This window comes from Ramlibacter monticola, assembly GCF_016722785.1.
Classification (GTDB): Bacteria; Pseudomonadota; Gammaproteobacteria; order Burkholderiales; family Burkholderiaceae_C; genus Ramlibacter; species Ramlibacter monticola.
In genome coordinates, this window is sequence record NZ_JAEQNE010000001.1 from 1,464,386 (window position 1) to 1,485,105 (window position 20,720).

22 protein-coding genes are annotated in these 20,720 nt (G+C 70.8%); 12 read left to right on the forward strand and 10 right to left on the reverse strand.

Going from position 1 to position 20,720, the window contains the following annotated elements; all coding sequences use genetic code 11:
* The first annotated feature begins 46 nt into the window (after positions 1-46).
* The gene (locus JJ685_RS07080; RefSeq protein WP_201673476.1) at positions 47-256 is read left to right on the forward strand and encodes a hypothetical protein; all 210 of its coding nucleotides are present in this window, start codon (positions 47-49) and stop codon (positions 254-256) included.
* Positions 257-438: 182 nt separating this feature from the next.
* On the opposite strand, the gene JJ685_RS07085 is transcribed toward JJ685_RS07080, so the two are convergent.
* Positions 439-1,986, reverse strand: coding sequence for a UxaA family hydrolase (locus JJ685_RS07085; RefSeq protein WP_201673477.1), 1,548 nt, complete (start codon positions 1,984-1,986; stop codon positions 439-441).
* An 11-nt stretch (positions 1,987-1,997) separates the two neighbouring features.
* Positions 1,998-2,963: a Bug family tripartite tricarboxylate transporter substrate binding protein gene (locus JJ685_RS07090; protein WP_201673478.1), complete on the reverse strand. Its 966-nt coding sequence runs from the start codon at positions 2,961-2,963 to the stop codon at positions 1,998-2,000.
* A 101-nt stretch (positions 2,964-3,064) separates the two neighbouring features.
* Between JJ685_RS07090 and JJ685_RS07095 the strand changes: the two genes are divergently transcribed.
* The 8 genes from JJ685_RS07095 to JJ685_RS07130 all read left to right on the forward strand — a co-directional run bounded on the left by JJ685_RS07095 (position 3,065) and on the right by JJ685_RS07130 (position 10,974).
* Positions 3,065-3,931 (forward strand): LysR family transcriptional regulator, encoded by an 867-nt coding sequence (locus tag JJ685_RS07095; protein WP_201673479.1) that lies wholly within the window; start codon positions 3,065-3,067, stop codon positions 3,929-3,931.
* A gap of 181 nt (positions 3,932-4,112) precedes the next feature.
* Complete coding sequence (locus tag JJ685_RS07100) at positions 4,113-5,402, forward strand: c-type cytochrome (protein WP_201673480.1); 1,290 nt, start codon at positions 4,113-4,115, stop codon at positions 5,400-5,402.
* Between the two features lie 24 nt (positions 5,403-5,426).
* Complete coding sequence (locus JJ685_RS07105) at positions 5,427-6,128, forward strand: RNA polymerase sigma factor (protein ID WP_201673481.1); 702 nt, start codon at positions 5,427-5,429, stop codon at positions 6,126-6,128.
* A 143-nt stretch (positions 6,129-6,271) separates the two neighbouring features.
* Complete coding sequence (locus JJ685_RS07110) at positions 6,272-7,087, forward strand: ABC transporter ATP-binding protein (RefSeq protein WP_201673482.1); 816 nt, start codon at positions 6,272-6,274, stop codon at positions 7,085-7,087.
* Positions 7,087-7,803 carry an ABC transporter ATP-binding protein gene (locus tag JJ685_RS07115; RefSeq protein WP_201673483.1) on the forward strand — a complete coding sequence of 239 codons (717 nt, stop codon included), beginning with the start codon at positions 7,087-7,089 and terminating at the stop codon, positions 7,801-7,803. Before JJ685_RS07110 ends, JJ685_RS07115 begins: the two co-directional genes overlap by 1 nt.
* A gap of 9 nt (positions 7,804-7,812) precedes the next feature.
* Positions 7,813-8,685: a branched-chain amino acid ABC transporter permease gene (locus JJ685_RS07120; protein WP_201673484.1), complete on the forward strand. Its 873-nt coding sequence runs from the start codon at positions 7,813-7,815 to the stop codon at positions 8,683-8,685.
* A 2-nt stretch (positions 8,686-8,687) separates the two neighbouring features.
* A complete protein-coding gene (locus tag JJ685_RS07125; protein WP_201673485.1) occupies positions 8,688-9,740 on the forward strand; it encodes a branched-chain amino acid ABC transporter permease in 1,053 nt (350 codons plus the stop codon).
* A gap of 37 nt (positions 9,741-9,777) precedes the next feature.
* Positions 9,778-10,974 (forward strand): ABC transporter substrate-binding protein, encoded by a 1,197-nt coding sequence (locus JJ685_RS07130; RefSeq protein WP_236598696.1) that lies wholly within the window; start codon positions 9,778-9,780, stop codon positions 10,972-10,974.
* 184 nt (positions 10,975-11,158) lie between these two features.
* Here JJ685_RS07130 and phnE read toward each other — a convergent pair whose 3' ends face one another.
* Genes phnE through JJ685_RS07145 form a run of 3 tightly spaced genes read right to left on the reverse strand, consistent with a single transcriptional unit; the run spans position 11,159 to position 13,660 of the window.
* Positions 11,159-11,995 carry a phosphonate ABC transporter, permease protein PhnE gene (gene phnE / locus JJ685_RS07135; RefSeq protein WP_201673487.1) on the reverse strand — a complete coding sequence of 279 codons (837 nt, stop codon included), beginning with the start codon at positions 11,993-11,995 and terminating at the stop codon, positions 11,159-11,161.
* An 8-nt stretch (positions 11,996-12,003) separates the two neighbouring features.
* The gene (locus JJ685_RS07140; protein ID WP_201673488.1) at positions 12,004-12,840 is read right to left on the reverse strand and encodes a PhnE/PtxC family ABC transporter permease; all 837 of its coding nucleotides are present in this window, start codon (positions 12,838-12,840) and stop codon (positions 12,004-12,006) included.
* A gap of 1 nt (position 12,841) precedes the next feature.
* Positions 12,842-13,660, reverse strand: a complete 819-nt coding sequence (locus JJ685_RS07145; RefSeq protein ID WP_201673489.1) for a phosphonate ABC transporter ATP-binding protein — start codon at positions 13,658-13,660, stop codon at positions 12,842-12,844.
* Positions 13,661-13,971: 311 nt separating this feature from the next.
* Here JJ685_RS07145 and JJ685_RS07150 point away from each other — a divergent pair, with 311 nt between their 5' ends.
* The gene (locus tag JJ685_RS07150) at positions 13,972-14,502 is read left to right on the forward strand and encodes a TlpA disulfide reductase family protein (protein WP_201673490.1); all 531 of its coding nucleotides are present in this window, start codon (positions 13,972-13,974) and stop codon (positions 14,500-14,502) included.
* A gap of 5 nt (positions 14,503-14,507) precedes the next feature.
* Here the strand turns inward: JJ685_RS07150 and merP are convergent, their stop codons facing one another.
* The 4 genes from merP to senA all read right to left on the reverse strand — a co-directional run bounded on the left by merP (position 14,508) and on the right by senA (position 17,672).
* Positions 14,508-14,798, reverse strand: coding sequence for a mercury resistance system periplasmic binding protein MerP (gene merP, locus JJ685_RS07155; protein WP_201673491.1), 291 nt, complete (start codon positions 14,796-14,798; stop codon positions 14,508-14,510).
* A 15-nt stretch (positions 14,799-14,813) separates the two neighbouring features.
* Positions 14,814-15,203 (reverse strand): mercuric transporter MerT family protein, encoded by a 390-nt coding sequence (locus tag JJ685_RS07160; protein WP_201673492.1) that lies wholly within the window; start codon positions 15,201-15,203, stop codon positions 14,814-14,816.
* Between the two features lie 7 nt (positions 15,204-15,210).
* Positions 15,211-16,323 (reverse strand): transglutaminase-like domain-containing protein, encoded by a 1,113-nt coding sequence (locus JJ685_RS07165; protein WP_201673493.1) that lies wholly within the window; start codon positions 16,321-16,323, stop codon positions 15,211-15,213.
* An 86-nt stretch (positions 16,324-16,409) separates the two neighbouring features.
* Positions 16,410-17,672, reverse strand: coding sequence for a selenoneine synthase SenA (senA, locus tag JJ685_RS07170; RefSeq protein ID WP_201673494.1), 1,263 nt, complete (start codon positions 17,670-17,672; stop codon positions 16,410-16,412).
* Positions 17,673-17,674: 2 nt separating this feature from the next.
* On the opposite strand from senA, the gene senB reads away from it, so the two are divergent.
* The gene (senB, locus tag JJ685_RS07175) at positions 17,675-18,655 is read left to right on the forward strand and encodes a selenoneine biosynthesis selenosugar synthase SenB (protein WP_330901711.1); all 981 of its coding nucleotides are present in this window, start codon (positions 17,675-17,677) and stop codon (positions 18,653-18,655) included.
* Positions 18,652-19,719, forward strand: coding sequence for a selenide, water dikinase SelD (gene selD / locus JJ685_RS07180; protein WP_201673496.1), 1,068 nt, complete (start codon positions 18,652-18,654; stop codon positions 19,717-19,719). Before senB ends, selD begins: the two co-directional genes overlap by 4 nt.
* A 70-nt stretch (positions 19,720-19,789) precedes the next feature.
* Here the strand turns inward: selD and JJ685_RS07185 are convergent, their stop codons facing one another.
* On the reverse strand, positions 19,790-20,617 hold the full coding sequence (locus JJ685_RS07185) for a crotonase/enoyl-CoA hydratase family protein (RefSeq protein ID WP_201673497.1): 828 nt from the start codon (positions 20,615-20,617) through the stop codon (positions 19,790-19,792).
* Between the last annotated feature and the right edge of the window lie 103 nt (positions 20,618-20,720).

A 20,720-nucleotide genomic window follows, 5' to 3' on the forward strand; every position in this document is an offset into this window, starting at 1 on the left:
GCGAGGGGGTCTTCACTTCTACTTGGTCCCCATGAACACGCGGCCCTTGACCATGCCACCCGTGCAGCGCGAGCTGCTGCGGGAGTTCGAGCGCCTGCACGAGGAATGGCGCGCGGCAACCCAGGCCGCCGACGCCATCGAGTGCATCGAGTCGCCCTGCGCGTTGCAAGAACCGGACCGGCTGCTGAGGTACCGGCTGGCCGCGGACCACGTGCACAAGAAGGCAATGCAACTGCTCAGGGATACGCCGATTTGAGGTCGGGCTTTCAGGACAGGAAAACCTGACAGCCGAACGCAGAAGACGCAGAGGATTCGCAAAGGGCGCAGAAAACTCCTTTGAAAGGATGTTCTTCTGCGTCCTCTGCGAATCCTCTGCGCTCTCTGCGTTCGGGTGTCAGGTTTTTGGCGGCCCACCCTGGGCGGCGCCGCACGCTCGGTTCAGCTCACCACGCCGATGTTCCACGGCACGAACTCGTGGTCGCCCAGGCCCAGCAGTTCGCTCTTGCTGCGCTCGCCCGACGCGATCCTCAGCATGAGCTGGAAGATTTCCTCTGCCGTTTCGGGCATCGTCCTGGTGCCGTCGAGGATCTCGCCGCAGTTGTAGTCCATGTCTTCCGTCAGGCGCGAGTACATGGGCGTGTTGGTCGCCAGCTTGATCGAGGGCACCGGCTTGGCGCCGAACATCGAGCCGCGGCCGGTGGTGAACAGGATCATGTTGGCCCCGCCGGCGATCTGGCCGGTGGCGGAGCACGGGTCGAAGCCGGGCGTGTCCATGAACACGAAGCCGTGCTGCTTCACCGGCTCCGCGTAGCGGTACACCTCCATCAGGCCCGTGGTGCCCCCCTTCATCGAGGAGCCCAGCGACTTCTCGAAGATGTTGGCGAGCCCGCCCGCGTTGTTGCCCGGGCTCACGGCGCCGTTGATCTGGACGTCGCGGCCGGGGGAGTATTCCTCCTTCCACCATCGGATGCGCTCGATCAGCTTCTCGCCGACCGCGCGGCTCACCGCGCGCCGCGTCAGCGTGTGCTCCACGCCGTAGATCTCCGGCGTCTCCGACAGGATCGCGGTGCCGCCGTGGCGCACCAGGATGTCCATCGCCGCGCCCAGCGCGGGGTTGGCCGTGATCGAGGAGAAGCCGTCCGAGCCGCCGCACTGCAGGCCGACCTTCAGGTGCCGCGCCGGCACGGGCACGCGCGCCACGTCGTTGGCGCGCGGCAGCATCTTCCGCACCGTATCCACCGCGGCTTCCACCGTCTTGCGCGTACCGCCCGTTTCCTGCATCACGAAGGTCTGCAGGCGCGAATCGGCCGCCAGGCCCTCCTGCGCCATCAGGCCCGAGAGCTGGTTGCGCTCGCAGCCCAGGCCGATGATCAGCACGGCGGCGAAGTTCGGGTGCCTGGCGTAGCCGCCGATGGTCCGCCGCAGCAGGTCCATCGGCTCGCCGCTCATTTCCATGCCGCAGCCCAGGCCGTGCGACAGGGCCACCACGCCGTCCACGTGGGGGAAGTCCTTCAGGCGTTCCTCGGTGAACCACTCGGCCACCTTGTGCACCACGGTCGCGGAGCAGTTCACCGTGGACAGGATGCCGATGTAGTTGCGCGTGCCGACTTCGCCGTCCGCGCGCACGTAGCCCATGAACTTCGCCTGCTCGGACTCCGGCAGCACCGGCGTCGGCACGTAGTCCCTGCCGTAGGCGTAGTCGCGGTCGAACTCCCGGAAGCTGACGTTGTGCGAGTGCACGTAGGTGCCGGCGGGAATGTCCTGCGCGGCGAAGCCGATGCACACGTTGTACTTCAGGATCGCCTCGCCCGCCCGGATCGCGCGGGCGGCGAGCTTGTGGCCCGCCGGCACCTGGCTGCGGCTGGTGAAGCCCTCGCTGGGCACCGGGGTGCCGATGCCCACGTCCACGCGCGCCACCACGACGTTGTCGTCGGGGTGCAGGCGGATGATGGGGCCGGCGACTTTCTTGGCGGAGAGTTCGATCATGGCGGGTCTCCTCAGTCGGCGCGGATGTTGGCCGCGCGGACCAGCTTGTCCATGCGCGGCACCTGCGCCTTCATCAGGTCGGTGAATTGCTGGCTGGTGCTGCCCACGACGGTGAAGCCCTGGCCCGCCACCTTGGCGGACAGTTCCTTCGACTTCATCGCGGCGATCGCCTCGTCCTGCAGCTTCTTCACGACGTCCGCGGGCGTGCCGGCGGGGGCGAACAGGCCGTACCAGGTCAGCACCTCGAAGTCGGGCAGCCTGGCGGACTCGGCGATGGTGGGCACGTCCGGGAAGGCGGGATGGCGCTTCAGGCTGGTGACGGCGATCGCGCGCAGCCTGCCGGACTGCAGGTAGGGCGTGATCGCGGGCACGTTCGAGAACAGCACCGGAACCTGGCCGCCGACCACGTCGGTCAGCGCCGGCGCCTCGCCCTTGTACGGGATATGGGTCATGTCCAGGCCCAGGCCCGTCTTGAACAGCTCGCCCGCGACGTGCTGGGGGCCCCCGGCGCCGGCGGAGGCATAGGACAGCCTGCCCTGCTTCGCCAGCGCGATCAGCTCCTGCATGTTCTTCGCCGGCACGCTGGGGTGCACGGCCAGGATCATCGGCATCGACACCAGCATCGAGATCGGCGTGAAGTCCTTCAGCGGGTCGAAGGCCAGCTTGGGATAGATGGCGGGCGCCACCAGCATGGTGGACTGCGAGCCGAGGAAGATGGTGTAGCCGTCGGCCGGCGCCTTGGCCACGAAGGTGGCGGCGATGGTGCCGGTGGCGCCCGGCTTGTTGTCCACCACGAAGGACTGGCCGACCTGCGCGCCCATCTGCGTGCCCACCTGGCGGGCGATGATGTCGGCGCCGCCCCCGGCGGCGAAGCCGACGGCGATCTTCACGGGCTTGTCCGGGTAGCCGGCGGCGAAGGCGGGGAGCACGGCGGCCGCTGCGGCGGCGGCGCACAGGGCGCGGCGGGTGAACTTCATTCTGGCTTTGTCTCCGGGTTGGGCCCGCCATCATGGCCGCAAGCGCGGACGCGACCAATCGTGCGTTCCCACATTCAATCGATAATGAAGTTTTGTTCCGGATGGACACGCAGTTCCTGCAAAGCTTCGTGATGGTGGTCGACTGCGGCTCGATGGCCGAGGCGGCGCGCCGGCTCGACCTGACGCCCGCGGCCGTCGCCGCCCGGGTCAAGTCGCTCGAGGAAGCCATGGGCAGCACGCTGGTGCGGCGCGCCGGCCGCACCGTCAAGCCCACCGAAGCGGGCCTGCGCATCCTCAACCACGCGCGCGGCGTGCTGCGCGACGTGCGCAACCTGCACGCCCTGGCCAACGACGACGCGCCCTTCGGCGAGTGGCGGCTCGGCGTCTCCGCCTCCGCGCTGACCGGGCTGCTGCCGCCCCTGCTGCGCGGGCTCTACGAAAAGCACCCGAAGCTCGCGGTGTACATGGAACCGGGCAACTCGGGCACCCTCTTCCAGCGCGTGACGGCCGGCGTGCTCGATGCCGCCGTGATCGTGGAGCCGCAGTTCACGCTGCCCAAGTCCTGCGGCTGGCAGGTGCTGGCGGAAGAGCCCCTGTGCGTGCTGGCCCCGGCCGCCTTCGCGGGCCGCGACCCGCTCGACCTGCTGGCGAGCGAGCCCTTCATCCGCTACGACCGCAGCATGTGGGGCGGCCGCATGGCCGACGCCTACCTGCGCGAGCACCACATCCAGCCGCAGGAGCGCATCGAGATCGACGCGCTCAACGCGATCGCCTCCTTCGTCCACCAGGGGCTCGGCGTGGCGCTGGTGCCGGACTGGACGCCGCCCTGGCCCGAGGGCCTGCGGGTGCTGCGCATCCCGCTCCCGCCGCCGGCGCCGGTGCGCCGCATGGGCCTGGTCTGGAGCGAGGGCCCCAAGGCGGCGCTGGCGCGGGCACTGCTGGCCGAGGCGGGCCGCGCTCCGGCCTGAGGACTTACCCTAGCCTGGTGCGCTCCCCAACGGGGACGCAGGCCCTATACGCCCCATTCCAGGCTTTCGAGCCGGGCCAGCGCCGTAACAATTTCTTTCGATGCCGCCGTCACGTAGTGCCAAGTCGCTACATCTATTGCTTCGACTCCGCCAATGTGCTGCGGAGTAATCGGGAGGCCCCATGAAGTCGACGGTTCGTTTCGTTTCCTCGCGTGTCGCACCCGTTGCGCTGGCAGCCGCGACTGCGTTCGGCCTGGCCAGTTGCGGCGGTGGTGGCGGTGGCACCTTCGCCGGCTCGGGCGGCATCACCGGCGGCAGCAACTTCACGCCGCCCGACCCCGCGCTGGTCGCGCAGGGACAGACGGTCTTCCGCTCCGAGACCTTCGGCGACGAGAGCTTCTTCACCGACGTGCTGCGCCTGAACGAGCCCGTCGAGCAGGCCGTGACGCCGCGCGTGGCGCTGACCGTCGGCCTCAAGGTCGACGCGGACGCGCTGCCCGATTCGGTCAAGCAGGGCATCCAGAACGGCACGGTGAACCTCGACAGCACGGCCACCACGCTGGCGCTTCTCAAGCTGAACGCCGTCATCGGCCTGAAGGGCGACGTGCAGACCGGCGCCGACGGCAAGGACCACCTCGTTCGCCTCGGCGTCACCTGCGCCATCTGCCACTCCACGGTGGACAACAGCTTCGCCCAGGGCATCGGCAAGCGCCTGGATGGATGGCCCAACCGCACCCTCAACGTGGGCGCGATCATCGCGCTGTCGCCCGCGTTGAACGCGGCACAGAAGGCGGTCTACAACTCCTGGGGCCCGGGCATGTACGACGCCCGCTTCAATATCGTGGACGGCGGCACGCCCGGCCACGGCGACGGCCTCAACAAGCCCTCCGTGATCCCGCCGGCGTTCGGCCTGCAGGGCGTCGACAAGACCACCTTCACCGGCGACGGCGACAACATCGCCTACTGGAACCGCTACGTCGCGGTCACGCAGTTCGGCGGCCACGGCACCTTCACCGAGCCGCGCCTGAGCCTCAACGTGAAGAACGGCACCGACGACCTGGTGACGGCCAAGCTGCCTGCGCTGCAGGCCTACCAACTGTCGCTGCAGCCGCCGGCGCCGCCGGCAGGCTCCTTCGATGCCGCCGCGGCGGCGCGGGGCCAGGTGATCTTCAACGTGAGGGCGCAATGCGCCACCTGCCACTCGGGATCGACCTTCACCGATGCCAACGTGACGCTGCATCCGAAGTCGGACTCGATGGCCGAGCCCGAGGTGCCGAGCCACGCGGACCGTTCCGCCACCAAGCTGTATCGCACGACGCCCTTGCGGGGGATCTGGCAGCACGCCCCGTACTTCCACGACGGCTCGGCGCCCACGCTGGCGGCGGTGGTCGCGACCTACAACACGAAGCGGACGCTCGGGCTGTCGCCGCAGGAAATGGCGGATCTCGTGGAGTACCTGAAGTCGCTGTGAGCTGAGGGGACCCGCCCGAGGACCATGCCGGAAGCAGAGAACCACTCCATCACCGCTCCCGACGACCGCGCGCTCCTGGCCGGGCTCCGGCAGGGCCAGGCGCGCGCCTACGAGCAGATGATGCGCCGCTACAACCGCCTCCTGTACCGCGCCGCGCGCGGCATCGTGCGCGACGACGCCGAGGCCCAGGACTGCGTGCAGGAGGCCTGGCTGCGCGCCTTCACCGGCCTGCAGGGCTTTCGCGGCGAGGCGGCGCTGGGCACCTGGCTCACGCGCATCGTGATCAACCAGGCGCTCACGCAGCAGCGCCGGCTCGGCCGGTGGGTGGCGTGGAACGAGGACTTCGAGAGCGGGGAGAGCGACATGGCGCAGTACCCTCACGGCCGCGACGCCATGGAGTCGCCCGAAGAACGCGTCGCCCGCCTGCAGGTGCTGCGCCAACTGGAACAGGCCATCGACTCGCTCGCGCCCATCTACCGCAGCGTGTTCATCCTGCGCGCGGTGCAGGGCCTCAGCGTGGAAGACACGGCGCAGGGCCTGCAGGTCTCCGCCGACGTGGTGAAGACGCGCTTCCTGCGGGCCCGCGCGCAACTGCGCGCGCTGCTCGCATTCGACCCGGAAACGGAGGCGGCCTACCTGCACGACTTCGCGGGGCAACGCTGCAGCGACCTGACGGGGCGCGTGCTGCAGGAGCTGCGGTCGCGCGGTGTAATCAGGGACCACTGAAGGCCAAACCGCCAAGACCAACTGCCTCCTGGCTGTCCTGTCTTTTGTGCATCGCAAGAAGGCGCTGCGGGAAAACACCCTCCAAGGCCGGCCGCTTTGCGTGAAAGCATGCTGGCCTCCACCGCCCGGCCGAGGTCCAGCCCGTGCAACTTCGCCAGGATTCGCACACGGTCCCGCCCCCGGCCCCCGCGGCCGGCCCGCTGCTGTCGGTGCGCAAGCTGCGCGTGCGCTTCGGCGGCATCACCGCGCTGGACGACGTCTCCTTCGATGTCGCGCGCGGCCAGATCGCCGGCCTGATCGGTCCCAACGGCGCCGGCAAGACCACCCTCTTCAACTGCCTGTCGCGCCTGTATGCCTACGAGCAAGGCGCCATCACCTTCGACGGCCAGCCGCTCGAGAAGCTGCCGCGGCACCGCATGGCGGCCCTCGGCATGGGCCGCACCTTCCAGAACTTGGCCCTGTTCGCCAGCATGAGCGTGCTCGACAACATCAAGGTGGGCCAGCACGCGCGCACGCGCAAGGGCTTCCTCGCGCATGCGCTGCGCCTGCCCGGCGTGGCCGCCGAGGAAGAGGCCTGCAGCCAGCGCGCGGCCGAGCTGGTGCGCTTCCTCGGGCTGGAGCAGGTCGCGCGCAAGCCCGTGGCCGACCTGCCCTTCGGCACCCGCAAGCGCGTGGAACTGGGGCGGGCCCTCGCGAGCGCGCCCACGCTGCTGCTGCTGGACGAACCGGCGGCGGGCCTCAACCACGAGGAGGTCGGCGCGCTCGGCGACCTGATCCGCGCCATCCGTGACCAGTTCCAGCTCACGGTGCTGCTGGTGGAACACCACATGGGCCTCGTCATGAGCGTGTCGGACCACGTCGTCGCGCTCAACTTCGGCCGTCGGATCGCCGAAGGCACGCCGGCCGAAGTGCAGCGCGACCCGGAGGTGATCCAGGCCTACCTGGGGGCGGAGGCCTGATGGCGGCGCCGCTGCTCCAGGTGCGCGCGCTGCACGCGGGCTACGGCCCGACCCAGGTGCTGCACGGCCTGGACTTCGAGATCGAGGAAGGCAGCATCACCGCCCTGCTGGGCGCCAACGGCGCCGGCAAGACCACGACGCTGCGCGCGCTGTGCGGCATGGTGCGCACCGGCGGCGAGGTGCGCTTCGGCGGCCAGCGCATCGACGGCCGCGCCACCGAGGACATCGTGCGGCTTGGCGTCGCCCACGTGCCCGACGGCCGCGGCACCTTCACCGACCTGAGCACGGAGGAGAACCTCCGGCTGGGCGCCTACGCGCGCCGCGACCGCAGCGCCCTGGCGGAAGACTCCGCCCGCGTGTACCGGCTGTTCCCCATCCTCGCGGAACGGCGCCACCAGCAGGCCGGCACGCTCTCGGGCGGGCAGCAGCAGATGCTGGCGGTGGCGCGCGCGCTGATGCTGCGGCCCCGCCTGCTGCTGCTGGACGAACCTTCCTTCGGTCTGGCGCCGATGGTGGTGAAGGAGATCTTCGCGGCCATGCGCGAGATCAACCGGACGCAACAGGTCACCATCCTGTTGGTGGAGCAGAACGCCGCGATGGCGCTGCGCCTCGCCGACCGCGCGCACCTGCTGGAGACCGGGCGCCTGGTGCGTTCCGGCAGCAGCACCGAGCTGATGAACGACGACGCGGTGCGCCGCGCCTACCTCGGCTACTGAAGGAGCGCCATGGAAGCCGTGCTGCACCAGGTGTTCGCGGGCCTCGCCACCGGCGGCATCTACGCCAGCCTGGCGCTGGCGCTGGTGATGATCCACAACGCCACGCGGCTGGTGAACTTCGCGCAGGGCGAGATGGCGATGTTCGCCACCTACCTGTGCTGGTCGATGCTGCAGGCCGGCTGGCCCTACTGGGGCGCCTTCCTGGCGACGGTCGCACTGGCGCTGGTCCTCGGCGCGGCGATCGAACGCATCCTGATCCGGCCGGTGGAGCGCGCGCCGGTGCTCACCGTGGTCGTGGTGTTCATCGGGCTGCTGCTGGTCCTCAACAGCCTGGCCGGCTGGATCTACAGCTACACGATCAAGTCCTTCCCGAGCCCCTTCCCGAGCCGCGCGCCCTTCGGCCTCACCATCGTGTCGGCGCACGAACTTGGCGCGATCGGCGTGACGCTGGTGGTGCTGCTGCTGGTGTACCTGTTCTTCCGCTTCACGCCGCTGGGGCTGGCGATGCGGGCGGCGGCGCAGAACCCCGAGTCGAGCCGGCTGGTGGGCATCCGCGTCGGCTGGATGCTCGCCCTCGGCTGGGGGCTGGCGGCGGCGATCGGCGCGACCGGCGGCATGATGGTCGCGCCCATCGTGTTCCTCGAGCCGAACATGATGACCGGCGTGATCCTCTATGCCTTCGCGGCGGCGCTGCTGGGCGGGATCGACAGCCCGCACGGCGCGGTGGTCGGCGGCTTCATCGTGGGCGTGCTGGAGAACCTCGTGGGCGCTTACCTGATCGGCACCGAGCTGAAGCTCACGGTGGCCCTGGTGCTGATCGTGGGCGTGCTGGTGGTCAAGCCCGCGGGCCTGTTCGGCCGCGTCATCGTGCAGCGGGTGTGAGCATGAAGGCCGCCACTCCCACCGAACTGGCGCCGGTCGCGTCGCCGCGGCTCGCGGGCGGGGTGCGCGGCGCGTCCCTGGCCGGGATCGCGGCGCTGGCCGCGCTCGTGCTCGCGGCAGCCCTGCTGCCCTTCTTCTCCAGCAACTACCGCGTGTTCCAGTACACCATGGTGCTGATCTACGCGATCGCGCTGCTCGGGCTCAACATCCTCACCGGCTACAACGGCCAGATCTCGCTGGGGCACGGCGCCTTCTATGCCATCGGCGCCTACGTCACGGCGATCCTGATGGACAAGTTCGGCGTGCCCTACTGGGCCTGCATCCCGCTCGCCGGCGCGGTGTGCCTGGTCGCCGGTTTCCTGTTCGGCCTGCCGGCGCTGCGGCTCGAAGGCGTGTACCTCGCGCTCGCCACCTTCGCGCTGGGGGTCGCGCTGCCGCAGTTGCTGAAATACAAGCACCTGGAGGAATGGACCGGCGGCGTGCAGGGCATCATCCTCACCAAGCCGGAGCCGCCCTTCGCCTCCCTGTTCGGCTTCGAGCTCAACGCCGACCGCTGGCTCTACCTGTTCACGCTGCTGGTCGCGGTGGCGATGTTCGCGGTCGGCTGGAACCTGCTGCGCGGGCGCGTGGGCCGTGCCCTGATCGCGATCCGCGACCATCCGATCGCCGCGGCCAGCATGGGCATCGACAACAGCCTCTACAAGTCGCTGGCATTCGGCGTGAGCGCCCTGTTCACGGGCGTGGCCGGCGCGCTGGGCGCGATCGCGGTCGCCTTCGTCGCGCCGGACAGCTTCACGATCTTCCTGTCGATCTCGCTGCTGGTGGGCATGGTGGTGGGCGGGCTCGCCTCCATCGCGGGTGCGCTCTGGGGCGCCCTCTTCATCCAGTTCGTGCCGAACCTCGCCGACCACGTCTCCAAGGCCGCGCCGTGGGCGATCTACGGCGCGCTGATGATCCTCTTCATGTACGTGATGCCCACCGGCATCGCCGGCGCCTTGCGCCTGGCCCGGCAGCGCCTCGCGCGCCGCACGGGCAGGGACCATCCCGCGGCCTGAGCGCCGCCCTTCTCGCCTGAAAGGACTTGTCATGGGTATGCAAAGACGCACCGTTGTGGCCGGGGGCCTCGCGCTCGCGGCGCTCCCCGCCCTGGGCCAGAAGAAGTACGGCCCCGGCGCCAGCGACAAGGAGATCAGGATCGGCAACACGATCCCCTACAGCGGGCCCGCCTCCGCCTACGGGATCATCGGCCGGGTGCAGGCGGCGTACTTCAAGATGGTCAACGAGCAGGGCGGCATCGGCGGACGGCAGCTGAACTACATCAGCCTCGACGACGGCTACAGCCCGCCGAAGACGGTGGAGATGGTCCGCAAGCTGGTGGAGCAGGACGAGGTGCTGTTCACGGTGAGCACGCTGGGCACGCCGTCCAACTCGGCGATCCACAAGTACATGAACCAGAAGAAGGTGCCGCACCTGTTCGTGGCCACCGGCGCTTCGAAGTGGAACGACCCCAAGGACTTCCCCTGGACCATGGGCTTCAACCCGAACTACCAGAGCGAGGGCAAGCTGTACGCGCAGGACATCCTGCGCAGCCGGCCGAACGCGAAGATCGCGGTGCTGTACCAGAACGACGACTACGGCAAGGACTACCTCAAGGGCTTCATGGAAGGCCTGGGCGAGAAGGGCAAGGCCATGGTGGTGAAGACGGCGACCTACGAGGTCACCGACCCCACCATCGACTCGCAGATCGTGACGCTGCAGTCCTCCGGCGCGGACGTGTTCTTCAACATCACCACGCCCAAGTTCGCGGCCCAGGCGATCCGCAAGGTGGCGGACATCGGCTGGAAGCCGGTGCACTACCTCAACCAGGTGTCCTCCAGCGTCGGCTCGGTGCTGAAGCCGGCCGGCCTCGACAAGTCGGTGGGCCTGATCTCGATGCAGTACTTCAAGGATCCCACCGACCCGAAGTGGGCAAACGACAAGCCGATGCAGGAGTACTTCGCCTTCATGAAGAAGTACCTGCCCGGCGAGGACCCGATGGACGGCACGGCCACCTACGGCATGGCGGTGGCGCAGCTCGTCGTGCAGCTGCTGAAGCAGTGCGGCAACGACCTGACGCGCGAGAACGTGATGAAGCAGGCGGCGAGCCTGAAGTTCCAGGTCCCGCTGATGCTGCCCGGCGTGGTGGCGGAGACCAGCGCGAGCGACTTCGCGCCCTTCCAGACCATGCAGCTGGTGAAGTTCGACGGCAAGACCTGGCAGGGCTTCGGCGAGCCGATGGCGGTGCGGTAGTCGGCGCCGTCAAAACCCGACAGCCGAACGCAGAGGGCGCAAAGGGACGCAAAGGACGCAGAAGGAAGCCTTTGGTGGATGTCCTTCTGCGTCCTCTGCGCATCCTCTGCGTCCTCTGCGTTCGGCTGTCATGTTTTCGCAACCTGCTTCAAAGCCACCGCTGCAGTCCCCGCGCCGCGCCGGTCTACCGCGACATCACCCGCCGCGCGGCGTAGCTGGCGACGTCCACGATCGCCACCAGCACGATCATGGCCGCGAGCACCGAGCCGGTCTCGCCCATCTGGAACAGGCCCAGGTGCAAGGCGAGCATCTGCCCGAGGCCACCGGCGCCGACGACGCCGAGGATCGCCGCCGCGCGGATGTTGTTCTCCCAGCGGTACAGCGTGCAGCTCACGAGCTGCGGGAGCACCTGCGGCAGCGTCGCGTAGAGCAGCACGCGGCCTTCCGGCACGCCGCGCACGCGCAGCGCGAAGGCGGGCCCGGGCGCGGCGTTCTCGATGGCCTCGGCGAACAGCCGCCCCAGCACGCCCGTGGTGTGCACGGCCAGCGCCAGCGTGCCGGCGAAGGGACCGAGGCCGGCCGCGATCAGCAGCAGCACGGCCCACATCAGCTCGGGCACGCTGCGCAGCACGTTGAGCAGCAGGCGCGCCACTGCGCGCCAGCGCGCCGGGTCCTCCGCATGCAGCCGGCTGGCGGGCAGCGCCAGCAGCAGGCCGAAGACGGCGGCCAGCGCGGTCCCCAGCATCGCCATGGCGAGCGTCTCCGCCGCCGCGGGCAGCAGCTTCGCGAGGAAGGCCCATTGCAGGTTGGGCGACAGCAGTTCGGTCGCGAAGCGACCCATGCGCCGCAGCGCGTCCAGCGACAGGAAACGCGCCCACTGCAGGTCCAGCGACCAGAAACTCGCGAACACCACCGCCAGCGCCGCGGCCACGAACCAGCAGACGCGGCAACGGGCGTCGAACAGCTTGGGCGGAAGCCGGTAGACCTCGTTGGCGGCGACCTTGGTCTGGAAGTCGGCCATGTCGTCCCTCACGCCAGCACCCGCCGCAGCCACGCGCCGAGGCGGCCGGCGCCCGCCACCAGCAGGACGAACAGGACCAGCATGGTCGCCACTTCGCCGCCGTTGAACAGCTTCATCGAGGAAGCCATCTGCTGCCCCAGCCCGCCCACGCCGACGAATCCGAGCACGGCCGAAGCGCGGATCGCGCACTCCCAGCGGTAGACCGTGTAGCTCGTGAGCTCCGCCGTCTCCTGCGGCAACAGGCCGTAGAAGAAGGCCTGCAGGCGGCTGGCGCCGTTGCGCAGCAGCGAGGTGGTGGCATGCGCATCGCTGCTCTCCAGGATCTCGCCGTAGACCTTGCCCAGCAGGCCGCCATAGGTGAGGCCGATCGCCAGCACCCCCGCCGTGGGACCGGGGCCCACCAGGCGCACGAACACCAGCGCCCAGACCAGCTCCGGCACGCTGCGCAGCACGAGCGCCAGTCCGCGGGAGGCAAGGCGCACGACGGCCGGCAACGGCGCCATGCGGCCGGACAGGCCGGAGACCGACAGGGCCCGCACGGACAGCAGCGCGAGCGGCAGCGCCAGCATCAGGGCGAGCGTGAGGCCGGCGGTGGCGATGGCCACCGTGCGCCAGGTCTCGCGCACCACCAGCCCCACGAATTCGGCGTCGACGCGCGGCGGCACGAAGCCGGCGAGGAACTTCAGCGTGGGCTTCAGGCTGTCCGGCGCGAACAGCCGCCAGGGCCGGAACTCGGTCCAGACCAGCAGCGGCCACAGCAGCACGAGGCCGGCCAGCGTCCAGGACAGGCGGGCGGTCCAGGCCGGATCGCGATGCTCCGGCGGGCGCGGCAGGATGGCGGCCACGTCAGCGCCAGTTCATGACTGCCGGCTGCGGCGACGGCTCGTCCAGCGGCAGCGAGGGCTGTGGCTCACCCTCCTGCGCGTACAGCTCCCGCAGCAATTCCTCCGTCACCAGCGGTGAAGGCAGGTCGAACACCAGGCGTGCGCCGCGCAGGCCGACGATGCGCGGGAAGTGCCGCAGCGCCATCGGCGCGTCGCGCACCGTCGCGATCACGGTGGCGCCGCTCTCGCGGGCCGACGCCGTCAGCGTGGTGACGGCCTTCGCCGTACACGCGGGGTCGAGCGCCGACAGCGGCTCGTCCAGCAGCAGCAGCTTCGCCTGCGACAGCAGCGCGCGGGCCAGGCCGACGCGCTGGCGCTCGCCGGCGGAGAGCCGGTCGACGTGTGCGAACAGCTTGTCGGACACGCCGAAGCGCTCCAGTGCCGCATCGGCCTGCGCGATGCCGGTCGGGTACACCAGGCTGCGCAGGCTCTGCCACAGGCCTTGCTGCGGCAGGCGGCCGGCCAGCACCGAGGTCACGACGCGCTGCCGCGGCGGCAGCGGCGGCACCTGGGGCGCCAGGAACAGCGAGCCGCGCAGCTGCTGCAGCCGGCGCGTCGTCAGGCTCCAGGGGTTCTGGCCATCGAGCAGCACGGTGCCGGAGGCCGGCTGCAGCGCGCAGGCGAGCAGATGCAGCAGGGTCGTCTTGCCCGCGCCGGAGGGGCCGATCACGGCCAGCTGCTCGCCCGGCTCGACCTCCAGGGTCAGCCGCCGCAGCGCCGGGCAACTGGCTGCAGGCGCGCCCGGATGGCGGCCGGAGACGGCGTGGAGGGCGACTCTCATGCGCCCACTTCGGCAGCCCGGCGTTGCGGGCCGCGCCTGGGCGAGGACGCGGCTGAAGATGTTGTTTTTTTCATGGCGACCCTTTCGGAGACGACGACGGATTACACCGCAGATCGCATGGTCGCGCCGCCCCCACGGACACTGCGATGCCGGCGAAGCGCCGTTCCGACCCTGTCGTGGGTGAGTTCGACGGCACCACCTGGCAGGTGCCTGGCGAGCGGACGGGGGCCCGCTGACGGCGCGGCATGGAAGCCCTTGCGCGGCACCGGAAGCCGTCAGACGCTACGATCCGGGCGCCGGACATCGCCCCCGTGACAGCTCCAAGCTTCCCTCCCACCCGTCGCCGCTGCCTGCTCGCCGCGGCCTGCCTGCCCTGGCTCCCCGCGGCGTTCGCCGCCGGCGGGGAAAGCCCGCGCCGGGATTGGCCGCCCCAGCGCCAGACCCCCGCGCTCGAACTCGATCGGATCGAAGGCAGCACGTGGCGGCTCGACTCCGCGCGCGGCCGGCCCGTGCTGCTCAATTTCTGGGCCAGCTGGTGCGAACCATGCCGCGCGGAGATGCCGGCGCTGCAGCAACTCGCCCGCGAGCGCGGCTCCGACGGCCTGCAGTTGCTGGCCGTGAACTACCGCGAAACCGAAGCCGCGGTGCGTCGCTTCATTGCCACGACGGGGCTGGACCTGCCCGTGCTGCTGGACCGCGAGGGCGCGGCGGCGAAGGCCTTCGGCATCCGCATCTTTCCGAGCACCATCGGCATCGACCGGCGCGGCCGGGCGCGCTTTGTCGTGACCGGCGAATTCGACTGGAGCAGCCCGCAGGCTGCGCGCTGGGTGGCGGAGCTGTAGACAGCCTATCTGGCGTCGTCGGCCGGGAAGGACGGGTAGCCCGCCTGTTCGGTCGCCTTGGTGAGTGCCGCGACGCTGGTCTTCGCGTCGTCGAACGTCACCTTCGCATTGCGGCGCTCATAACTCACCACCGCGCGGCTGACGCCCGGAACCTTCAGCAGCGCGATGCGGATGGTCACCGGACAGGTGTCGCAGTCCATCGTCGGCACGCTCAGGGTCACCTGGCGCGGCGCGGCCGATGCCGGGCCGGCGGCCACGAGGAGCGCGGCAGCCAGGACGGTGAAGAACTTGGTCATGTCAGCACTCCCTCTTCAATAGAACAGCGGTGCCGCGAGCGGCACCACGAGCGGCAGCAGGGTGAGGACCGCCACCAGCCAGAACCAGCGTCGGGCGGCGCCGCCGACGCGGCGGCAGGCTGCGTCGCCGGTCGCGTCGCACGCGGCGGCAGCCGACGGGCGATACAGGCGCCAGCCGGCCAGCCCCAGCGAGACGACGGCCAGGGCCGACAGGGCCAGGGACCAGGGCTCGAGCCGCCGCAGCTGACCGATCCAGGCGCCGGAGATGCCCACGATCGCGAACAGGAGCGGCATCACGCAGCAGGCCGACGACAGCAGCGCGGCGATGCCGGCGAGCGTCAGGACCGGAGCGGTGCCCGGCGCGTCGGCGGGCTGCTGCGGAACCGGAGCGGAAAGTGTCTTCATCGGCGGATCAGACCGTGATCTCGCGCGCCGTGATCTGGTACGCGAAGCTGTCGGGATCGTAGGGGTCGCGTGCGCCGGCGGCGGTTTCGGCCTGCGGGTACATGAAGAAACCGAGCCTTCCCTGCTTCGCACCGGGCAGCTTGACGTCGCTGGCGCTGTTGTAGCCCATCCAGTTGCCTTCCCAGCTGCCGAACAGCGCCTTGCGCACAGGCGCCACCACGGGGTGGCCGGCGTCCTTGATCCACTCCGGCGTTTCCTGCCGCATGACCTTGGTGACGTCGGCGGGGTCCATGGCCACCCAGCCCTGCTCCTTCAGGTACACCTCGGCCCGGCAATGCTGCGCGCCCTTGAGGCTGGCCGGGTTCGCCCCGAGTTCGCGGTAGCCGAAGGCGCTGGGCACCAGACGGATGCCGTAGATATCGCGGGCCGGGACGCCCGCCGCGCGGCACAGTCCGACGAACAGCGCATTGATGTCGGCGCACTTGCCGCTCAGGCTGCCCGACTCCAGCATCGCCTTGATGTCGCCCGAGCCGCAGCCTTTCACCTTGGGCTCCCGGTAGGTGCTGACGATGATCCAGTCGTAGATGCGCTGCACCTTCTCGCGGTCGCTGCGCGCGCCCAGCACGATCTGCGTGGCCACCTTGCGCACGATGCCGTCGGTGGTGATCAGTTCGCTGGGCTGCAGCCAGTGCCGCAGGTCCGCGGGATCCGCGGCCGCGGGGGCCGCCGCCGTCCAGTCGACGGCGCGGTTCTGCGTTTCCACCCGGCTGGTCAGCACGAGGCGCGGGTCCGGCGTTCCGGCGTCGAAGCGCGCCACGAGCACCTTGGCACCGGTCGCGCCGTCGGCGGCGAGGCGTACGTCGCTGGCGTTGCCGGACCAGCTCACGTCCGCCGTGCGCTGCCACGCGGTCTGGAGCGAAGGGACGGGCAGCCAGACGATTCCCGCACCGGAAGGTTCGCGCAATTGCACGGTCGTCGTCACCTCGAAGCTGCGCCATCCCGCGGGGCGGGGTTCGAAGCGGCGGGCAGGCTCCTCGGCCCGCGCGAGCGGCCCGGCGCCCACGACCAGTGCGGCGGAGGCGGCTTTGACGAGATCGCGGCGCGAGAGTTGCGGGGTCATGGGTTCTTCCGGTGGATTGGGCAACAGATGGCAGCGCGGGAGGCATGCGCGGAGGGCGCCAAGTATAGGATTTTGCCGCCGTCCCTTCAGCCGGTGGGACATGGCGGCACCCGGGCGCCGTGCACGCTGCGGAAGCCGGCCAGCACGTCGCGCCGGTGCGGCTCGAAGAAGTTGCGGTAGCGCGCATGGGCCAGCGCCGGCGCGGTGGCCGGCGAGGCGCCCCGCAGCACCCGGCGGGTGCCGAACCAGGGTTGCGAATAGTCGCGGTAGGGGTGCGGCACGAAGCCCGGATACGGCGCGAACGGGCTGGCGGTCCACTCCCACGCCTGGCCCCAGCGGAAGCGCGGCTGGGTGAGGGCCGCGCACTCCCATTCGGCCTCGGTGGGCAGCCGCCGGCCGGCCCAGCGGCACCAGGCGTCGGCTTCGTGGGCGCTCAGGTGCACGGCCACCTCCTGCGCCCGCAGGCGGCGCCAGCTGCCGTGGCGCATCTGTTCCCAGTGATCGGCCACGCGGCGCACGCCGGCGGGCCGGCGTTCGCGCAGGGACGCCAGCCACGTCCGGCCCGGCTCGGTCCACCACTGCGGATCCTCGTAGCCGCCCGCTTCGAGGAAGGGCAGGAAGGCGCCCCAGCTCACCGGACTGGAGTCGATCTCGAAGCGCGGCAGCTCCACTTCGTACGCCGGCAGTTCGTTGTCGAAGGCGAAGCCGGCGCAGCTCACGCCGATGCCGAAACGCAGCGGCCCCACCGGCAGTTCGGCCAGGTGCTCCACCCGCGGCGGCTCCTGGCATTCGCGCAGCGGGATGCCGAGGGCCTGGGCCATGTACACCGCGGCCTCGGCATGCATCTGTTCGTGCACGGCCGCGAGCCGGAAGAAGTAGAGCCTGTCGTCGTCGGCCCCGTCGAGCGCGCCCAGCAGCTGCAGGGTGTGCTCCAGCGTCCGGGCGAGGTAGTCGCCGGTCGCATCCGCATCGGGCAGCGGCAGTTCCCAGCGCACGCGGTGACCGACCCGGCTCGAGTCGTAGCAGGCGTCCGCCTGCGGCACGCGCGAGGGCAGTCGGTGCGCGCCCGGGTCGGCGTGCACGCCCAGGTGCCGCTGCGGGTTGCGCGTGATCCACCATTCCTGGAACCAGGCGACGTGCCCCATCTCCCACAGCGGCGGATTGAGTTCCGGCGCATAGGGAACGTGCGGCGCGGGGCCCAGCGCCTGCCGGAAATCCTCCGCCAGCTGCAGGGTGCGCTGGCGCGCCGCCCGCAGCGCGGAACGCACGGCGGAAGGCGGCCCCTGGCGCAAGGCGAGTGCCTCGGTCGGCGCCGCGGCGCTATAACCGGTGGATGCCTCAATCCTCATCGGTGGTCATCGTAAGCCCCGCCCTCGCGGACGCCAACAACGGCAACTGGCGGACGGCCAGGCGGTGGCAGCAACTGCTGGCGGGCGAGCGCGAGGTTCGCATCACCAACGCCTGGCCGGACGCCGCGGCGGCTGCCGACGGGCTGATGCTGGCGCTGCACGCGCGCCGCTCGGCCGCGCCCATCGCCGCCTGGGCGCAGGCCCATCCGGGCCGGGGACTCGCCGTGGTGCTGACCGGCACCGACCTGTACCGCGACATCCTGGCCGATGCGGCCGCGCAGCGCTCGCTGGAGCTGGCGCAGCGGCTGGTGGTGCTGCAGGAATGCGGGCCCGAGGCCTTGCCGGCATGGCAGCGCGACAAGGCGCGGGTGATCTACCAGTCGAGCCCCGCCCTGCCTCCGCTGGACCGGAACGATGCGACCCTCACCGCCGTGACGGTGGGCCACCTGCGCGAAGTGAAGTCGCCCCAGACCCTGTTCGCCGTGGCGCGCCTGCTGGGCCAGCGCGACGACATCCGGATCCGTCACATCGGCGATGCCACGGCCGAGCCGGCGCTGGGCGACGAGGCGCGCGCGACCCAGCGCGACTGCCCCCACTACGAGTGGCTGGGCCCGCTGCCGCACGCGGCGACCCTGGAGGAGATCCGGCGCGCCCACGTGCTGGTGCACCCCAGCGCCATGGAAGGCGGGGCGCATGCGATCCTGGAGGCGGTGCGTGGCCGCACGCCGGTGCTGGCGAGCCGGGTGCCAGGCAACGTCGGCATGCTGGGCCCCGACTACCAGGGCTATTTCGCGCACGGCGACGCCGGCGCGCTGGCCCAGCTTCTGCTGGCCTGCCGGGCGGGGCAGCGCGCGGAAGCCCCTGCGTCCCATCTGCTCGGCCGGCTGGCCGCACAATGCGCCCTGCGCGCGCCGCTGTTCGATGCGGCCGCGGAGCGCAGCGCGCTCCTGAACCTCCTGCACGAACTGGACACCGCCCCATGAACGCTCCCCTGCCCACTGCCGCCGAACCCCGCCTCACCTCCCTGTCGCATGGCGGCGGCTGCGGCTGCAAGATCGCGCCCGGCGTGCTGTCCGAGATCCTCAAGGGCACGGCGCGCCTGCCGGTGCCGCCGGAACTGCTGGTGGGCATCGAGACGGCCGACGACGCCGCCGTCTACAAGCTCAACGAGGAACAGGCGCTGATCGCCACCACGGACTTCTTCATGCCGATCGTGGACGATCCGTTCGACTTCGGCCGCATCGCCGCCACCAACGCGATCTCCGACGTCTACGCCATGGGCGGCAAGCCGATCATGGCGCTGGCGCTGGTGGGCATGCCGATCAGCGTGCTGTCCACGGCCACCATCGGCCGCATCCTGGAAGGCGGCGAATCGGTCTGCAAGGCCGCGGGCATCCCGATCGCGGGCGGCCACACGATCGACTCGGTCGAGCCGATCTACGGCCTGGTGGCGCTGGGGCTGGTGCACCCCAAGCGCGTGAAGCGCAATGCCGACGCGCGCGCCGGCGACGTGCTGGTGCTGGGCAAGCCGCTGGGCGTGGGCGTGCTGTCCGCCGCGCTCAAGAAGGAGCAGCTCGATGCCGCCGGCTACGAACGCATGATCGCGACCACCACGCGCCTGAACACGCCCGGCCCGGAGCTCGCGGCCATCGCCGGCGTGCACGCGCTGACCGACGTCACCGGCTTCGGGCTGGCGGGCCATGCGCTCGAACTGGCGCGGGGCGCCGACCTGTCGATCGAGATCGAGTGGAACAAGGTGCCCGTGCTGGCGGGCGTGCGCGAGCTGGCCGAGGGTGGCTTCGTCACCGGCGCCTCGGGGCGCAACTGGGCGGGCTATGGCGCGGACGTGGCGCTCCCGGCCGGGCTCGGCGATGCGGAGCGCGCGCTGCTGACGGATCCGCAGACCAGCGGGGGGCTGCTCGTGTCGTGCTCGCCGGAGTCGGTCGACCAGGTGCTGGCGGTGTTCCGGCAGCACGGGTTCGGGCAGGCGACGGTGATCGGCCAGGCACGGCCTGCCAGCGCGGGCGCGCGGCTGGTCGTTCGCTGAAGCCCGTTCCACCTGGTCGTCGCCCCCGCACAGCGAGGGGACCGGGGAAGCGCCGCACCGCGGCGCATCTTCACTTCGTGGCGCCCTGGATTCCCGCCTCCGCGGGAATGACGAAGACCGGGGGGCGCCCCTCGAACTGCGCCTGCACCGCTTCCCGCTGATTCGCACTGCCGATCAGGCGCTGCTGCTCGAAGGCCTCCGCCACCAGCACCCTCGCCGCATCCACCGGCGTCGCGGTGTTGAAGAGCCGCTTCGCCGCCCGGATCGCATCCGGGTTGCCGGCCGCGATCTGCCGCGCCATCGCCCGTGCCTCCGCCAGGGGATCCTGGCTCACGCGCGTGGCCAGCCCCAGCACCGCCGCCTCGGCGCCCGACACCACGCGCCCGGTGAAGGTCAGCTCGCGCGCGACGTCGGGGCGGCACAGTTCGGTCAGCAGCACGCAGCCGGCCATGTCCGGCACCAGGCCCCACTTCACCTCCATCACCGACAGCTTCGTCTCCGGATGAACCAGGCGCATGTCGGCGCCCAGCGCGACCTGCAGGCCGCCGCCGAAGGCGACGCCGTGCAGCGCCGCGATCACCGGCACCGGCAGTTCGCGCCAGCCCCAGGCGACCTGCTGCCAGAGGTTGGCGAGCCCATGCGTGCGCGGGACCAGGTCGCCGACTGCGCCGCCGGCGAGGCCCTGGAACATGGCCTTGTCGAGCCCGGCGCAGAAGCCGCGGCCTTCGCCGTGCAGCACCACGGCGCGAACCTTCGCGTCGGCGCGCAGGCGCGCGATCGCGTCGACCAGCGCCTGGAACATCGCCGTGTCGAGCGCGTTCATCTTGTCCGCGCGCACCAGCGCGACCTCGGCCACGCCGTGGCCATCCGTTTCGACCCGTACGCGTTCGTCGTCCATGGGACTCTCCTGTGCGTTGCGCTGGTCGATTGTCGCGCGCCGTTGGGCCGAGTCAGCCTCCTGCAAGCCTGCAGACCCCGCACGAAGGAGGACCTAGGGTTGG

Coding starts and splice junctions, on each gene's coding strand:
- JJ685_RS07125 (WP_201673485.1), top strand. CDS start 8,688: ATGAAGGCCGCCACTCCCACCGAACTGGCGCCGGTCGCGTCGCCGCGG.
- JJ685_RS07160 (WP_201673492.1), bottom strand. CDS start 15,203: ATGAAGACACTTTCCGCTCCGGTTCCGCAGCAGCCCGCCGACGCGCCG.
- phnE (WP_201673487.1), bottom strand. CDS start 11,995: ATGGCCGACTTCCAGACCAAGGTCGCCGCCAACGAGGTCTACCGGCTT.
- selD (WP_201673496.1), top strand. CDS start 18,652: ATGAACGCTCCCCTGCCCACTGCCGCCGAACCCCGCCTCACCTCCCTG.
- JJ685_RS07185 (WP_201673497.1), bottom strand. CDS start 20,617: ATGGACGACGAACGCGTACGGGTCGAAACGGATGGCCACGGCGTGGCC.
- JJ685_RS07090 (WP_201673478.1), bottom strand. CDS start 2,963: ATGAAGTTCACCCGCCGCGCCCTGTGCGCCGCCGCCGCAGCGGCCGCC.
- JJ685_RS07165 (WP_201673493.1), bottom strand. CDS start 16,323: ATGACCCCGCAACTCTCGCGCCGCGATCTCGTCAAAGCCGCCTCCGCC.
- JJ685_RS07145 (WP_201673489.1), bottom strand. CDS start 13,660: ATGAGAGTCGCCCTCCACGCCGTCTCCGGCCGCCATCCGGGCGCGCCT.
- JJ685_RS07130 (WP_236598696.1), top strand. CDS start 9,778: ATGCAAAGACGCACCGTTGTGGCCGGGGGCCTCGCGCTCGCGGCGCTC.
- JJ685_RS07085 (WP_201673477.1), bottom strand. CDS start 1,986: ATGATCGAACTCTCCGCCAAGAAAGTCGCCGGCCCCATCATCCGCCTG.
- JJ685_RS07115 (WP_201673483.1), top strand. CDS start 7,087: ATGGCGGCGCCGCTGCTCCAGGTGCGCGCGCTGCACGCGGGCTACGGC.
- merP (WP_201673491.1), bottom strand. CDS start 14,798: ATGACCAAGTTCTTCACCGTCCTGGCTGCCGCGCTCCTCGTGGCCGCC.
- JJ685_RS07120 (WP_201673484.1), top strand. CDS start 7,813: ATGGAAGCCGTGCTGCACCAGGTGTTCGCGGGCCTCGCCACCGGCGGC.
- JJ685_RS07105 (WP_201673481.1), top strand. CDS start 5,427: ATGCCGGAAGCAGAGAACCACTCCATCACCGCTCCCGACGACCGCGCG.
- JJ685_RS07095 (WP_201673479.1), top strand. CDS start 3,065: ATGGACACGCAGTTCCTGCAAAGCTTCGTGATGGTGGTCGACTGCGGC.
- JJ685_RS07100 (WP_201673480.1), top strand. CDS start 4,113: ATGAAGTCGACGGTTCGTTTCGTTTCCTCGCGTGTCGCACCCGTTGCG.
- senA (WP_201673494.1), bottom strand. CDS start 17,672: ATGAGGATTGAGGCATCCACCGGTTATAGCGCCGCGGCGCCGACCGAG.